Here is a 14198-nt window from a genome sequence, read left to right on the forward strand (position 1 = left end):
AGGCGAGGGACGAACCAAGGTTCGCCCCTCGCTGTTTGCGTTGCGCCGGCTTAGTTCTTCAGCGCGAAGGTTTCCAGCTTGGCGGCATTGTCGCCATTGATGAGCACGCAGTCCATCAGCTGCTTTTCCTTCTCGGGCGACTTCTTGTTCTTGATGAAGTCGTTGGCCTGCTCGACCGCCATCTGCGCTTGGGCGTAGGCCGGCTGCAGCACCGTCGCCTTGATGCCGCCTGACGTGATGGAGTCGCGCACGTCGTTGGAGCCGTCGAAGCCGACGACGATGACATCCTTGCGGTTCGCCGCAGCGAGCGCCGCATTGGCGCCCATCGCCATCGTGTCGTTGCCGGAGATCACGCCCTTGATATCGGGATTGGCCTGGAGGATCGATTCCATCTTGGAATAGGCCTCGGTCTGGCTCCAGTTGGCCGACTGCTGCGCCACCATCTTGAGGTCCGGATAGTCGTCGATGACGTCGTGATAGCCCTTGGAGCGGATGCCGGCATTGGTGTCGGATTCCTTGCCCACCAATTCGACGAAGTTACCCTTCTCGCCCATCAGCTTGACGAATTCCTGCGCGCCCAGTTGGGCTCCCTGGTAGTTGTTCGAGACGATCTGCGCCACGGCGACGCCGGTGGCATTGATCTCGCGGTCGATCAGGAAGGAGGGGATGCCGGCGTCCTTGGCCTTCTGCACCGCAGCGACGGTGGCGTCGGCGCCGGCATTGTCGAGGATGATGGCCTTGGCGCCGCGTCCGATCGCGGTGTCGATCAGCTCGGACTGCTTGTTGGCGTCATCGTCATGCACCAGCACCAGCGCTTCGTAGCCGAGTTCCTTGGCCTTTGCCTCGGCGCCGACGGCTTCCGCCTTGAAGAACGGATTGTCGTGCGAGGGGGTGATGATCGCGATCAGGTCGGCCGCGAAGGCCGGCGCAGCCGTGCCCAGTGCCAGTACGCCGGCGAAAGCCGCAAGTGTCATTCTGCGAGTAAGTTTCACTAAGTCCTCCCGTTAAGAACATGGGCCTCGACCAGTCGAGGCCACTGTCTTCATTTGAAATCGTCAGACAGGGCGGGGCAAAACGCCGCCTGGATCGGCAAAGCCATTTGCCGGCTTTTCGACCGAACCGATTTTCGCGCCCGTCCCCGCCATCCTCCGCTCGTTCCGATGCCTCCTCCCAGCGGAGAAGGATCAGTCCCGAGTGCGTCAGCAGCTTAGCCAACTGGTATAATGAGTCAACCACTAATTCAGATGATCTGTATCTAACCGCGCACCTTGCTGCGGCGAAGGGAAATGCGCGCCTCAGGTGATGCGCTGGATGCTGGCGGCGATTTCCTCCGGCTCGAAGACGCGCTTCCAGTCATCGCGCATCAGCACCGGCTTGCCGAACTCGATGGCCTTGTTGCAGGCATCGGAGAACACGCCCTTGGTCTCGCCGAAGATGACGGCGCCGAGCACATTCATGTGGCCGAGCAGGAAATCGAGCGCGGCCTGCCGGTCGACGCCGCGCGCCACGACCTCGTCGAGCGCTTCCTTCATGACGACGAGCAGCGAAGCGCAAACTGTCTCCGAAAGGCCGGGCTCCAGCAGCGCCATCTGCTCGACCGTGACCCGGTGCGAGCGCATCACCGGCGCCCAGATGATCTGCGCGATCTTCTCACCCTTGGCGTAGTCTTCCTCTGGCCCCTGCATCAGGGCGCTGACGAAGTGCTGCTTGGCCTTGACGCCGCCGAAGAAGTCCTTCTTGGCGGCCATGTCGGTCTCGTCGTTGAAGATCGGCGGATGGCAGGGATGGGTCACGAAATAGGTAAGGTCGGGACGATCAGGCAGATGGCCGGCGAAAGGGGCCGCCGCATCGAGCACGATCACCATCGTGCCGGACGAAAGCTTGCTTTCGATGCTGGCGGCGACCTTGCCTATATGCGTGTCCGGCACCGCCAGGATCACGACTTCGGCGTCCTTAAGCGCCTCGTCGGCGTCGACCGCATCGAAGCCCAGACCGGTTTTCAGCCGCTCCTTGCCGGCCTCGCTGATCTCGACATGGCGGATCGTGTAGTCCGATCCGCGAAAATTGGTCGACAGGCGGTAGCCCATTTTCCCGCCCGCACCAAACAGCGCAATCGTTGTCATCTGGCCTTGCTCCTTGAATTCTGGACGATCATCGCGCGATCGTCATCTTATATACTGGTATGATCACTCTACCATATTTTGGCAAGCGGAATTGTCGGCCTGTCACTCCGGCAACGACGCGGCCGCCTTTGCCTGCGTCTTCGGCGTCGCTCCATCTGCAGGCTCGGCAGTGGTGCGCCGCGCCAATGCCTGTCGGCCGGCAAGCGCCAGGACAAAGATGACGACGATGCCCTGGACGATGTCCTGGGCGCCAGGCGGCAGCCCGATAATCTGCATGGTCGTCACGATCAGGATGAGCAGGATGCTGGCCCACAGGGTGCCGAGCGCGGTCGCCGAGCCGCCAAAGATCAGCGTGCCGCCGAGCACCACGGCGGCGATCGACTGCAACAGATAGGGCTGGCCCATTTCGAGGAAGGCGCCGCCGATATAGGCGCCGAGCAGCAGGCCGTCGAGCGAGGCCAGCACCGACGAGATGATGAAGGCCGCTGCGATCACCCGGCCATTGCTGATGGCGGCGAGCCGGGCGGCCGCGCGGTTCTGGCCGACCGCCGACAGGAGCTGCCCGAACACGGTGTAGCGCAGCACGAAGGAAGCCGCCGCTACGCCGAGGATGGCGATGATGGCCATGATCGGGACGCCCGAGATGCGGCCCGTCGCCAGATCCTTGAGCGCCGGGCTGACGGCAAAGCCGGGGATTGCCTTGTTCGACAGCAGCGTCGCGGTCGCCAGTACATAGCCGGTGGCGAGCGTCGCGATGATCGCCGGAATGCCGAGGCCGACGACCAGCAGCGAATTGAGCAACCCGACCGCGAGGCCGAGCAGGACGGCAGCCGTGACGCCAATAGCAAGGTTGGCATCCTGGCCCTTGATGGTGAGCAGCGCGACGAAGGCGCTGAGCGTGATGACCGAGGCGACGGAAAGATCGATATTGCTGCGCCCGGTGGTGACGACGAACATCTGGCCGATGCCGACGACGGTCAGGAACGAGGCCGACAGCACGATGCCCGACAGGCTGGACAGGCTGAACCGGTTGGTGACCACGGAGAGCACGAGCCAGAGCAGGAGCACGCCGATCGCTGCCCAGATCCAGCGGTTTTTCTGGGCCCAAACAGTGAAGGCGGACAGCGCGTTCATTGTTCGCTCCTGCGGTCCGCGGTCAGGCCGCGCAACGTCAGGAGCGCGATCAGGATCAGCCCTTGCGTCGCGGCGTTGAAGTCGCTGCTGACATTGAGCGTGCCGAGCAGTGCGCCGATCAGCGACAGCGTCACCGCGCCGGCGATGGCGCCAACCGGCGAGACGATGCCGCCGAGCAGCGAGCAGCCGCCCATCACCACGGCGGCGACGCTGAGCAGCGTGAACGAATTGCCGGAGTTAATGTCGCTCGCCGTGTTGATCGCCGTCAGCGACAGGCCGGCGGCCGCCGCGAACAGCCCGGCGATGAGATAGCGCACCAGCGCGTAACGTGTTGGCGACCAGCCCGAGCGGATCATTGCCGTCGGATTGTTGCCGAAGCCTCGCAGCACCACGCCGAGTGGCAACCGGTCGATCGTCAAGACCACCAGGGCAACAGCCGCGATGAGGATGATCGATGTCGGCAGGAAGTCGAGCGACCAGCCGAACAGCGCCGTAAGCCATTCAGGGCTGGCGCCGCCTGGCGTCGGCTGCAGCGCATAGCCCAGCCCCACCCAGATGAAGGAGGCGCCGAGCGTGACGACGATAGCTGGGATCTTGCGTGCCTGGATCAACCCGCCGAGCCCGGCATACACGGCCACCGCCGCCAAAACAGCCAGCGCACCGAGCCATGGCTGGTCGTAGAGCAGCGTCGCGCTGAGCACGCTGATCAGCCCGGCGAACGCGCCGACGCCGAGATCGATTTCGCTGCCGCCGACGATGAACATCTGTGCCGCCGTCACCAGCACCAGCGACAGCGCTGGCATCAGCAGCAGATCGAGGCCGAAGATCGAGGCGACCGCCGGATTGGCCGAGATCATCACCGCCAGCACGGCGGCGAGGCCGATGAAGGGGGCTGCGTTCACCAGCCTGCGGACAAGCCCGGCGGCGCCGGCCTTGGCCTGCGCGGCGTCGATGCGCTTGTCCGCCTGTTGGACGAAAGACGCCCCGACGATCGCCGCTTCGGTGATCGCCTCACCGGTCAGTTCCTTGACGATCCGGCCGCCGGCAAAGATCAGCACGCGGTCGCAGGCCAGCAATTCGGCGTCCTCGGTCGTGTGCCAGACGAGCGTCCGCCCGCCGCGTGCGATGTCGTTGCAGAGCCGGTAGAAATCTTGCTTGGTGGCGATGTCGACGCCGCGCGTCGGATCGTCGAGCAGGATGATCGGCGTATCGGCGACGAGCGCGCGGGCAACCAGCGCCTTCTGCTGATTGCCGCCGCTCAGCTCCAATATGTTGGACCCGAAGCGATTTTCGTCGAGCCGCAGCCGACCTGCGGCGTCGGCCGCGGCCTCGCGGTTGTGGCGATCCGAGACCAGGCCCAAGGACGGGCGGCGCGCAAGGCTGCCGATGGAGATGTTGCCGAGCACGCTCCACAGCGGGAACACGCCTTCCTTCTGTCGGTCGCCGGCAATGAAGCCGGCCTCGCCGGTTCTCGTGACGGCGGCATCCTTTGCTGGATTGGGCTTGAAGATGGCATGCAGCAGCTCCTTCTGGCCGCTGCCCTCGAGCCCCGCCAGCCCGACGATCTCACCGCGCGCGATCTCGATGTCGCGGCCGAGTTCGGATGTCAGCGACCCGGACAGCCGCACCAATGCGCCCCCGGTGCTGGCGACGATGGCGCCATGCTGGTGGATCGAGTTGGCGTCGCCGCCCATCAACTGCACCAGCTTGCTGAACGACGTATCCGCCACGTCGCCGCGCCAGGCCGTGCGTCCGTTGCGCAGCACGACAACCTGCGCGGCGATGTCGATGATTTCCTGCAGCTTGTGGCTGATGAAGATGAAGGCGAGGCCAGCCTTGGCTCGCTCGCGGATGAAGGCCCTTAACTGCCTGGAGCGATCGAGATCAAGCGAGGAGGTCGGCTCGTCGAGAACGATGAGCCTGACGCCGGGCGTGGCGGCGGCGCGTGCGATCTCGACCATCTGCCGTTCGGCGATGGAGAGTTGGCCGACTTCCGCGTCCACATCGATGCCATTGCCGGGGAATACGGCATCCAGCGCCGCGCGTGCACGGCCCAGGTAAAGCTTCCGCCAGCCGGGCCGGCTTGTCGCGTCCTGTGGCGTCTCCAGAAAGAAGTTCTCGGCCACGGAGAGGTTGGCACACAGCGACAGTTCCTGATGCACCATGCGGATGCCGCGCCCTTGCGCTTCCGCCGTGTCGTAGTCGGCGAAGCTCAGCGTCTGGCCGGCGAACGAGATCGAGCCGAGGGTCGGCCGCATCGTGCCGCAAAGAATGCGCATCAGCGTCGATTTGCCGGCGCCGTTGCCGCCGACGAGTCCGATGATCTCGCCGGCCGAAACGGCGAGGTCGATCTCGGCGTTCGCCAGCGTCGGCCCGAAGCTCTTGGTGATCTGTGAAAGCGAGACGATTTCCCGCCGGATCGAAGCGGCGGGTGCCATGGCGGCTGCACGCTTCTGATCGGCAACGGCAAGGTGGGACATTCGTCCTCCGTTTCTTCACGGCCAGGGATCGGGCGCTTTCGGCGTCCGATCCCTTATTCTGGTCGGGTTACTTGCTCAGCAGGTTCTGCTTGACCCAGTCGAGCGAATAGCTGGGGCTGATGATCTGGCCGGCCGGCAGCTTGGCGTATTCCTTGAGGTTGCTGGCATCGACGATTGCGACGGGCATGATCATCATCTTGGGCGCCTTGGCGCCCTTGAGCAGGGAGAGGCCGAGCCAGAAAGCGGCGCCGCCAATGCCAGGCGTGGTGTTCATCGAGACGGTCTGGTAGCCGTTCTTGGCGTTCTCGTCGGCCCACCATTTGACGAAGTCCGTACCGCCGCCGCCCTCGATGATCGGCATCTTGTCCTTGTACTCGCCGCCATACTGGACGAAGGCCTGAGCGATGCCGACATCGTCACTGCCGCCCTGGCCGAGCACCGCATCGACATGCGGCAGCGAGGGCAGCACATTGGCGATCGCCGCTTGCGCCACCGAGGCCGTCGCCTGGCCATAGACGGTCGCGGCAACCTTGATGTCCGGATATTTCGCCAGGACCGACTGCTGCGCGTTGAACATGTCATTGTCGGGCGCCGAGCCCTTCACGCCACGAACCTGGATGACGTTGCCCTTGCCACCGAGCATCTTGAACACGGCTTCGGCCTGGGTCGCCTTGTAGCCCTTGAAGTCGAAATTGAGCTGGTAGTTGCAGGGTGCCGAGGCGACTGAATCGAAGGAGACGACGATGATGCCGGCCTTGCAGGCTTTTTCGATGATGCCGTTGACCGCGGTTTCCGAGGCGGCGTCGACGGCGAGCACGTCGACCTTCTTGAGGATCAGTTCGGCGATCTGACTGTTTTGCTGCGCCACCGAGCCGTCGCCGTTCATGACGATGTAGTCGGCGATCTGTCCGGCGGCCTTGGCTTCCTTGGCCGAAGCCTCGAACGCTTCCACCATCTGGTGGCGCCAGGTGTTGCCGTAATAGGCATTGGTCAGCGCGATGACCGGCTTGTCCGACGACGCCATTGCCGGCAGCGTCACAACACTGATCAGCGCGGCGCTGGCCAGCGCCGCCACGATTGAACGTTTCATTGTATCTCCTCCCAGAAAGACCATAGGACGCAGCGCATCTGCTGAGGATCACGCTATGTCAGGTACATATTATACCAGCATACCAAATAGACAAGCGCTTTGCTGCCTGCTGGGGTTCGGAGGCTGAAAAGCGTAAGGCCCACCAATTTCGTCGAATTGGCATGTCGTCTGGTCAGACAATCCCGGATCCCGAGGGTCAGGTTGGAACTTCCTCCCATGCGAAACGTCCGCTTTCGCCATCCCGAAGTTCGGCTTGCGTCGTCAGGCCATGGCTTGAACAGCGGCTGCGGCCATGATCGAACCGCGCCAGACCGGCGCCAAGCGACGGAACCATTTCGGCGGACAGGTCGCCATTTCGAATTTCAATGGTGCGGATCGTCAACCTCAGATGGGATCGGCATTGGCGGTGGGGACGCGCTGTTGGTGGCGGCCCTTGCGGGCGATAGCGAGAAGGTCGTTCGAGGCGATGCCGATCAGCGCTTTCATCTGGTCGTGAGCGTCGTCGACCCTACGCATGCGGATTGCTTCCAGCACATCGCCATGGGCGCTGAGCGTCTGCTGATAATTGGCGGTGGCCGATGTGGTCAGTCGGAAAGAGAAGCTGAGTGCGGCTGCCAGCATATTGCCGAGATTGGCGAAAACCGGGTTGCGGCTGGCGCGCAGGATAGCGGTATGAAAGCGGACATCGGCATCGAGACAGGCCGCGAGGTCGTCCTCCGGCGCAATGCGCATGGCCTCGTAGGCGGCTTCGATCACCGCGAGATCGCCCGAGGTCGCCATCCTGGCCGCAAGCTGGGCGGCAGCCGGCTCGATGACCAGCCGCGCCTCGATCAAGCCGCGGACGAAATCGAGATCAGGCTCGATATCGCGCATCCATTCGAGGACCTGCGCGTCAAGCCTGTTCCATTCGCTCGACGCGCGCACACGCGTGCCAGCCCGCTTGCGCGCCTCGATCAGTCCCTTGGCCGAAAGTGTCAGCAGCGCATCGCGTAGCGCCGTGCGGCTGGCGCCGTAGATGACGCACAGTTCAGCCTCCGTCGGCAGGACCGCGTGCTGCGCGTAGGTGCCGGCGAGAATGCGCTGTCCGAGATCGCGCGCGATGCGATCCTTCAGGGACAAATTGGCGCCATCCCCGGCAGGAAGGTCCTGCTTGCCTTGATCGCTTGCAGCGGTCGCCGCGTCCATCGTCATGTCCTGTTCAAGTGGTACTCGGCAATGACCACAGCAAGGATCAGCAGTGAGCCTTTTGCAAGCAATTGATAGAAGGTCGGCACGGACGTCAGTATCATTCCATTGTTGAGCACGCCAATGATGGCGACGCCGAGCAGCGCGCCGACAATCGTGCCCTTGCCGCCCTGCAAGGCACAGCCACCCAGCACGGCCGCGGTGATAGCCTCGAGTTCCAGGCCCTGTGATCCGGATACGGGCTGACCCGAACCGGTACGGGCAGCCAGCAGGATCCCGGCCAATCCGGCGGCGACACCGCTCATGATGTAGATGCCGACGCGGTAGCGGTTGATGTTGATGCCGGAGAAGCGGGCGACAACGGGATTGCCGCCGAGCGCATAGATGTTGCGGCCGACAATCGAACGCGCGAGGAAGAGGTGGAATGCGATCGCCGTCAGCACCAGAATCCAGACCAGCAACGGCAGGCCGAGGATGCGTCCAATGCCTATGAACCGGAACGTGTCACTGAAGATGGCGATCGACTGGCCGTCGGACATGATGAAGGCAATGCCGCGAAAGATCGCCATGGTGCCGAGCGTGGCAATGACCGCGTTGACTCGCCCATAGGTGATGATGATGCCGTTGACCAGACCGGCAAGACCACCAAGCACGAGGCCGGCAACGATGCCGGCCGCCGGCGACCCGGTTGCCTGTATGGCCATTGCCGTCGAGACCGTGGTCAAACCGACGGTGGCGCCGACGGCGATATCGAGACCGCCGCCGACGATGACTACGGTCTGGCTCATTGCCAGCACGCCGAGAATGGTGATGCCGAGACCGATGTTGAGCAGGTTCCGGCTGGAGAAGAACACATCACCGCGTAGCGAACCGAAGATGACAACGAGAATGGCGAGCGCCACCAGAAGGCTGATGTTGTGAACGCCAAGGCGCTCCACAAGGCGCGCGGAAGCGCCCCTGGCATCGGTCTGCGCTTTCGATGCGCGAAGCTCGAGGCTGTTCATTGAATGTGGTCTCCGGGCGCTGGTGCGGATTGCGGCATGGCGTGTTTGAGGATCGTCGCTTCGTCGATGTCGGGGCGGGACAATTCGGCCGTGATGCGGCCGCCTGCCATGACAAGAACCCTGTCGGCGAGACCGATCAGTTCCGGCATTTCCGAGGAAATCAGGATGATGCCAATGCCGCTTGCCGCGAGTTCATCGATCAGCCGATAGATTTCCGCCTTGGCGCCGATATCGATGCCGCGCGTCGGTTCGTCGAGAATGAGCAGCATCGGCTGCCGGGCAAGCCAGCGCGCCAGAACGACCTTCTGCTGATTGCCGCCCGACAGTTTCGAAACCTGCTCGTCGAGGTTGGGTGCCTTGATCGACATCTTGGCTGCCAGCGGCGAGACAATCTCCAGTGCCTTGCGCCGGTTGAAGAAGCCGAAGCTCGACGTCTTGTCGGGCACGCAAAGCGAAGCGTTGTAGAGAATGCTTCTGAACAGGAGCAACGCCTCGTGCTTGCGGTCTTCGGGAGCAAAACCGATGCCCGCGACGATTGCCGCATGCGGACTGTTGGGGAGAACGGGCACGCCATTCATGGCTATGGTGCCGGCGATGCGCTGGTCATAGCCGACAATCGCCTTTGCCAGTTCGGAGCGGCCCGCACCCATGAGGCCGGCGATGCCAAGCACTTCGCCGCGACGAACCCTGAGGCTGACATCGCTGACGCGGTCGGTGGTCAATCCCGCCACGTCCAGCAATTGTTCGCCGGACCGCCAGGTCTCGCGGGTGAACAGATCGGCGATGTTGCGGCCGACCATGAGCTTGGCGATGGTCTGCTCGCTGGCGCCGGCCGCCGGCGAATCGTCGACCAGCCTGCCGTCACGTAAAACGACAATGCGGTCGGCAAGGTCGATGATCTCGTTCAGCCGGTGCGAGATGTATATGATCGACGTGCCTTCCTCGCGCAGCCGGCGGATGACGGAAAACAGGCGACGCGCTTCGTCATCGGTCAGTGACGAGGTCGGCTCATCGAAGGCGATCAGCCGGCCGCCGGCACGGATGGCGCGCATGATCTCGATCATCTGGCGTTGTGCCGGGCCGAGCGTGCCGCAGAGTTGGCGTGGCCGCATGTCCTGCTGCATGCCGAAGGTCGCAAGCACCCGGTCGGTCTGCTCCTCCAGTTTGCGCCAGTCGAGCAGGACGCCTGCCAGGCGCGGCAATTCGCCGACGAAAATATTCTCGGCCACCGTCAGGTTCGGCACGATCTCCGGCTCCTGATGGATGACGCGGATTCCGGCCCGGTGGCTGTCGCGCGGTTCGCCGAAAACGATCGGCGTCGCGCCGTGCCGCACAGTGCCGTTGTCGGGCCCGAAGACGCCCTCGAGAATGCGCATCATCGTCGATTTGCCTGCCCCGTTCTCGCCGACCAGAGCGAGCACCTCGCCTGGTCGGAAGGCAATCGACACGTTGTCGAGCGCCTGCACGACGCCGAAGCGTTTCGATATGCCATCGAGCGAGAAGAAGTCCGATTGCGTCAAAGCTCACTCCCGAGGATCGATCCGTGTTCGGTGGCATCGCAGCCAGCGAACCTGCCAACTGGAAGCGTCATGCGCCCTGGGGACGCATGACGCAGGTTCGGCTCAGTGGCAGAGCTTGGCCTTGTAGTCCGATGCAAAATTACCGGCGGTGATGTATTCCGGGTCGGTGAAGGACTGAACGGGCAGCTTCGTTCCGTCCTTGATCGAGGCCAGCAGGATCTTCACCGCCAGCGCGCCATGGTTTGCCGAATTGAGCCACATCGTACCACGGAATGCCGAAGGCTTTCCCGATCCGAAGGCTTCGCAGGCGCGGCTGCCGTCAATGCCGATGCCCATGCCCTGGTCCGGGGCATAGCCGGCGTTTTCCAGCGCTCGCGCCGCTCCCAGCACGCCGTCATCATTGCAGGAATAGAAGATCCAGTTGGTGACGCCGGGATTGGCCGTCAAAGTGGTGGTCATGACGTCGATGGCGTTGACCATCGTGTTGTCATAGGGGACGCGAAGGATATTTGCCGGCTTGAAATCGGGCACCGCCTTCAGGAACGCTTCCTCGGCACCCTTGTTGCGCTGCATGCAGGTGTCGGCCTTGCGGTCCTCGATCGAGGCGATACGCACCTCCTTGCCGGCCCAGCCATCGGCCTTGTAGAGCTTGGCCAGTTCCTCGCCCACCCGCGCACCGATATTGTAGGCATTCATGCCGACATAGGGGACCTGGGTGCCGTCCTGGTAGTAGATATCGTCATCGACCGCCACCAGGGGGATCTTCGCCGCCTTCGCCTTCTCGGCGATGACCGGTCCCAGCGCCTTGTCGGGAACGACGATGGCGATGCCCTTGACGCCGTCGCCGACCATTGTGTCGAAGGTGGTGATCGTCAGATTGGAGTCGAACTGGACGTCCTGCGACACGAAGGCGGCGCCGGCCGCTTCAGCCGCTTTCTTGGCGCCGCCGACTTCGGCGACGAACCATGGATGCTCGCCCATCTTGTTGATGTAGCCGATCTTGATGTCGTCGGCGCTTGCCGCGCCGGCCATCAGTCCGGCAGCCAGTAGCGCCAATGTTGCCAGAGCCTTTGTCGTCGTTTTCATGTGGATCCTCCCTGCTTGGTTGTCAGTCGTGGTAGAGAACCGAGCGTCCACCATCGATGATGATCGTCTCGGCATTGATGAACGGCGCCTCGTCCGAAGCGAGGAAAACCGCCGTCATCGCAACTTCGTCCGGCCGGCCAATGCGCTTGGGCGGATGAAGGTCGTAGGCCCGCCGCTTCTCCTCGGCCGGGTCTGGAAACGTGTTCCAATAGGCTTCCGCGATCGGCGTCTCGATGTAGCCGGGGGCGATCGCATTCACGCGAATGCCGCGCGCCGCATATTCGATGGCGAGCGAGCGGGTCAGGCCGACAAGCGCATGCTTGGCGACCGGATAGGGAAATGTGTGGGGAATGATCTTGAAGGCGTGGCAGCTGGCTATGTTGACGATCGACCCCGAACCGTTTGCCAACATCGTCGGCAACACCGCCTTGGCACAGAACCACGCGGCCTCAAGATCCAGCCTGAGACAGCGGTCCCATTCTTGGTCCGGCATCGACAAGGGTTCGTAAAAGACGTTGGCGCCGGCATTGTTGACGAGCACGTTGACGCTGCCATAGGTCGCGATCGTCTTCGCCACCATGTCGGCCACTGCCGCTGTGTCGGTGACATTGGTTTCGACGAAAAGGGCGTCGGCGCCCTTGGCACGCAATTCGTCGGCGATCGCCTTGCCGGTTGCCGCATTCAGCTCGGCAATCACGGTCTTTGCTCCCTGCATCGCAAAGGCCCGCGCGGTGGCGGTGCCAATGCCCTGGCCGGCGCCGGTGACGATTGCAATCTTTCCCTGAAGCCTGCCTGTCATGGCGCTCACCAATCGACCACGGTGCCGTCGGGCATGACGGCGTTGCGCGCATGCAGCACTTCCTGCTTGAAGGGGTGTCGCGCAATGACATCTTCATTCACGGTGACGCCAAGGCCCGGCAGATCGGGCACGTCCCAGCGGCCGGGTTTGCGATCGATCGGCCAGGTGACGACGTCGTCGTACCAGGCGACCGCGCCCGACATCTCCTCCTGGATGATGACGTTGGGCGTCGATATGCCGAAGTGAAGTGCTGCGACGCCGGCGATCGGGCCGAGCGGGTTGTGCGGCGCAAGGCCGATGCCGGCGGTTTCGGCCAGCGCCGCGATCTTCTTGGTCTCGAGCAGACCGCCAGTATGGCAGATATCGGGCTGGGCAATGTTGAACGCACGCGCCGCGATCGATTGCGTGAACTCGCGGCGCCCGATCAGCCGCTCACCGGATGCGATGGGGACCGCCGATCGCGCGGTGATATGCGCCAGGCCGGCGACATCTTCGGGCGGCACCGGCTCTTCGGCGAACATGATGCGGGCCGGTTCGATCGCCTTGAGATAGTCCATCGCCGCGTTGACGGAGGCCGGGCGCCCGTGAAAGTCGACCATGATGTCGATGTCGGGACCGACGGCCTCGCGCAGCGCGCCAACCATGTCGGCAACGGAATCGACCGCCTTCGCCGGCGAGACATAGTGGGTGTAGGGAATGCAGACGACCTTGACCGCGTCGTAGCCGGCCTGCGTGACGATGCGTCCGCGCTCGACGATCGTGTCCGCCGACCCGCTCTCATAGACCGCCTTCATGTCGCCGAGGCCGAGATGCGTATAGGTGCGCAGATAGTCGCGGACCTGGCCGCCGAGAAGCCGCCAGACCGGAACGCCCAGCGACTTGCCCAGAATGTCCCAGAGCGCGATCTCGATGCCGCTCACGGCCGACATTCCCTCGACGCCAAGACGCCAGAAACCGTGGCGCGTCAGGATCTGGTAGCACTGCTCCACATTGCGCGGATCCTGCCCGATGAGCAGTGCCTCGAGATCCTGAAGCGCGCCAACGACGGCACGCGTCTTCCATTCCAGCGTTGCCTCGCCCCAGCCAAACAGACCGGGCTCATCGGTTTCGACCCGAACGAAAACCCAGTTGCGCATTTCCGCATTGCAGACGAGCGCCTTGATGGCCGTAATTTTCATGGATGCTCCCAGGTGCGTCGTCTTTTTAAAAGTTATTATGTATGATTTATTATGAATCATATGAGCAAGTCAAGCGCGGCATCGGGCGATGACGCTCGCCGACCGCTTCGTGGTGCCGAACAAAGGCCGCATCGAACAGATCGGAACGCCCTCCGAACTCTAAGAGAACCCGGCCAATCTGTTCGTTGCGAGCTTCATAGGATCGCCGGAAATGAACATCATCAGGGCCATGTCGAGAGTGGCGTGTTCATCGCCGGACAAGGCCTGCGCGTTGCCACTGCCGAAGGAGGCAGGGATAGGGAACAGGCAAGGCGTGGTTTACGGGATTCGCCCCCAGCACATCGCTGTCGGTGGCAGTCACGCAAAGGCGAGGGTCCAAGTGGTCGAGCCACCGGAAGCCCAGGAAATCACCCTAACTGCTGATGGCGTCGACCTGATGGCCGAAATCCGGGAACAGCCACTGTTCAGACCGGATCAAGAGGTGAATCTGGAGATTGTCGTGCACAAGGTGCATCTGTTCGACGCCCAGAGCGGCATCAGGATAAACTAGGGGCGCTTGTTCTCTCGATACTGTCCACCTTCGCCAAGGCGATGCGCCC

At 63.2% G+C, this 14198-nt stretch carries 13 protein-coding genes and 1 pseudogene; 2 read left to right on the plus strand and 12 right to left on the minus strand.

Going from position 1 to position 14198, the window contains the following annotated elements; genetic code table 11:
* Positions 1–50: 50 nt before the first annotated feature.
* The 12 genes from FJV80_RS21220 to dgoD form a co-directional block, all read right to left on the minus strand.
* A complete protein-coding gene (locus tag FJV80_RS21220) occupies positions 51–992 on the minus strand; it encodes a D-ribose ABC transporter substrate-binding protein (RefSeq protein WP_095775517.1) in 942 nt (313 codons plus the stop codon).
* 303 nt (positions 993–1295) lie between these two features.
* The gene (locus tag FJV80_RS21225; protein WP_095790496.1) at positions 1296–2123 is read right to left on the minus strand and encodes a phosphogluconate dehydrogenase C-terminal domain-containing protein; all 828 of its coding nucleotides are present in this window, start codon (positions 2121–2123) and stop codon (positions 1296–1298) included.
* 102 nt (positions 2124–2225) lie between these two features.
* On the minus strand, positions 2226–3257 hold the full coding sequence (locus FJV80_RS21230; protein WP_142877334.1) for an ABC transporter permease: 1032 nt from the start codon (positions 3255–3257) through the stop codon (positions 2226–2228).
* Entirely contained in the window at positions 3254–5737 is a 2484-nt protein-coding gene (locus FJV80_RS21235) for an ATP-binding cassette domain-containing protein (RefSeq protein WP_142877335.1), read from the minus strand. Before FJV80_RS21235 ends, FJV80_RS21230 begins: the two co-directional genes overlap by 4 nt.
* Positions 5738–5804: 67 nt before the next feature.
* On the minus strand, positions 5805–6827 hold the full coding sequence (locus tag FJV80_RS21240; protein ID WP_142877336.1) for an ABC transporter substrate-binding protein: 1023 nt from the start codon (positions 6825–6827) through the stop codon (positions 5805–5807).
* 196 nt (positions 6828–7023) lie between these two features.
* The gene (locus FJV80_RS21245) at positions 7024–7209 is read right to left on the minus strand and encodes a hypothetical protein (protein WP_142877337.1); all 186 of its coding nucleotides are present in this window, start codon (positions 7207–7209) and stop codon (positions 7024–7026) included.
* 2 nt (positions 7210–7211) lie between these two features.
* Positions 7212–8012, minus strand: a complete 801-nt coding sequence (locus tag FJV80_RS21250; protein WP_245318342.1) for a FadR/GntR family transcriptional regulator — start codon at positions 8010–8012, stop codon at positions 7212–7214.
* 2 nt (positions 8013–8014) lie between these two features.
* The gene (locus tag FJV80_RS21255; protein ID WP_140892288.1) at positions 8015–9016 is read right to left on the minus strand and encodes an ABC transporter permease; all 1002 of its coding nucleotides are present in this window, start codon (positions 9014–9016) and stop codon (positions 8015–8017) included.
* On the minus strand, positions 9013–10536 hold the full coding sequence (locus FJV80_RS21260; RefSeq protein ID WP_142877338.1) for a sugar ABC transporter ATP-binding protein: 1524 nt from the start codon (positions 10534–10536) through the stop codon (positions 9013–9015). The genes FJV80_RS21255 and FJV80_RS21260 overlap by 4 nt, the downstream gene beginning before the upstream one ends.
* 102 nt (positions 10537–10638) lie before the next feature.
* Positions 10639–11622 (minus strand): substrate-binding domain-containing protein, encoded by a 984-nt coding sequence (locus tag FJV80_RS21265; protein WP_095790503.1) that lies wholly within the window; start codon positions 11620–11622, stop codon positions 10639–10641.
* 22 nt (positions 11623–11644) lie between these two features.
* A complete protein-coding gene (locus FJV80_RS21270) occupies positions 11645–12421 on the minus strand; it encodes an SDR family oxidoreductase (protein ID WP_142877339.1) in 777 nt (258 codons plus the stop codon).
* A gap of 5 nt (positions 12422–12426) precedes the next feature.
* Positions 12427–13599: a galactonate dehydratase gene (gene dgoD, locus FJV80_RS21275; RefSeq protein WP_095775527.1), complete on the minus strand. Its 1173-nt coding sequence runs from the start codon at positions 13597–13599 to the stop codon at positions 12427–12429.
* An 85-nt stretch (positions 13600–13684) separates the two neighbouring features.
* Here dgoD and FJV80_RS34605 point away from each other — a divergent pair.
* Together FJV80_RS34605 and FJV80_RS21280 are read left to right on the plus strand one after the other, a co-directional pair.
* A pseudogene (locus tag FJV80_RS34605) lies at positions 13685–13822 on the plus strand (glycerol-3-phosphate ABC transporter ATP-binding protein); the annotation flags it as partial.
* The gene (locus FJV80_RS21280; RefSeq protein WP_142877340.1) at positions 13811–14149 is read left to right on the plus strand and encodes a hypothetical protein; all 339 of its coding nucleotides are present in this window, start codon (positions 13811–13813) and stop codon (positions 14147–14149) included. The pseudogene FJV80_RS34605 and the gene FJV80_RS21280, both read left to right, overlap by 12 nt.
* Positions 14150–14198 lie beyond the last annotated feature (49 nt).

It is taken from the genome of Mesorhizobium sp. WSM4310, from assembly GCF_007003935.1.
In the GTDB taxonomy this organism is placed as follows: domain Bacteria; phylum Pseudomonadota; class Alphaproteobacteria; order Rhizobiales; family Rhizobiaceae; genus Mesorhizobium.

Coding starts and splice junctions, on each gene's coding strand:
- FJV80_RS21280 (WP_142877340.1), top strand. CDS start 13,811: ATGAACATCATCAGGGCCATGTCGAGAGTGGCGTGTTCATCGCCGGAC.
- FJV80_RS21225 (WP_095790496.1), bottom strand. CDS start 2,123: ATGACAACGATTGCGCTGTTTGGTGCGGGCGGGAAAATGGGCTACCGC.
- dgoD (WP_095775527.1), bottom strand. CDS start 13,599: ATGAAAATTACGGCCATCAAGGCGCTCGTCTGCAATGCGGAAATGCGC.
- FJV80_RS21255 (WP_140892288.1), bottom strand. CDS start 9,016: ATGAACAGCCTCGAGCTTCGCGCATCGAAAGCGCAGACCGATGCCAGG.
- FJV80_RS21235 (WP_142877335.1), bottom strand. CDS start 5,737: ATGTCCCACCTTGCCGTTGCCGATCAGAAGCGTGCAGCCGCCATGGCA.
- FJV80_RS21250 (WP_245318342.1), bottom strand. CDS start 8,012: ATGGACGCGGCGACCGCTGCAAGCGATCAAGGCAAGCAGGACCTTCCT.
- FJV80_RS21265 (WP_095790503.1), bottom strand. CDS start 11,622: ATGAAAACGACGACAAAGGCTCTGGCAACATTGGCGCTACTGGCTGCC.
- FJV80_RS21270 (WP_142877339.1), bottom strand. CDS start 12,421: ATGACAGGCAGGCTTCAGGGAAAGATTGCAATCGTCACCGGCGCCGGC.
- FJV80_RS21240 (WP_142877336.1), bottom strand. CDS start 6,827: ATGAAACGTTCAATCGTGGCGGCGCTGGCCAGCGCCGCGCTGATCAGT.
- FJV80_RS21230 (WP_142877334.1), bottom strand. CDS start 3,257: ATGAACGCGCTGTCCGCCTTCACTGTTTGGGCCCAGAAAAACCGCTGG.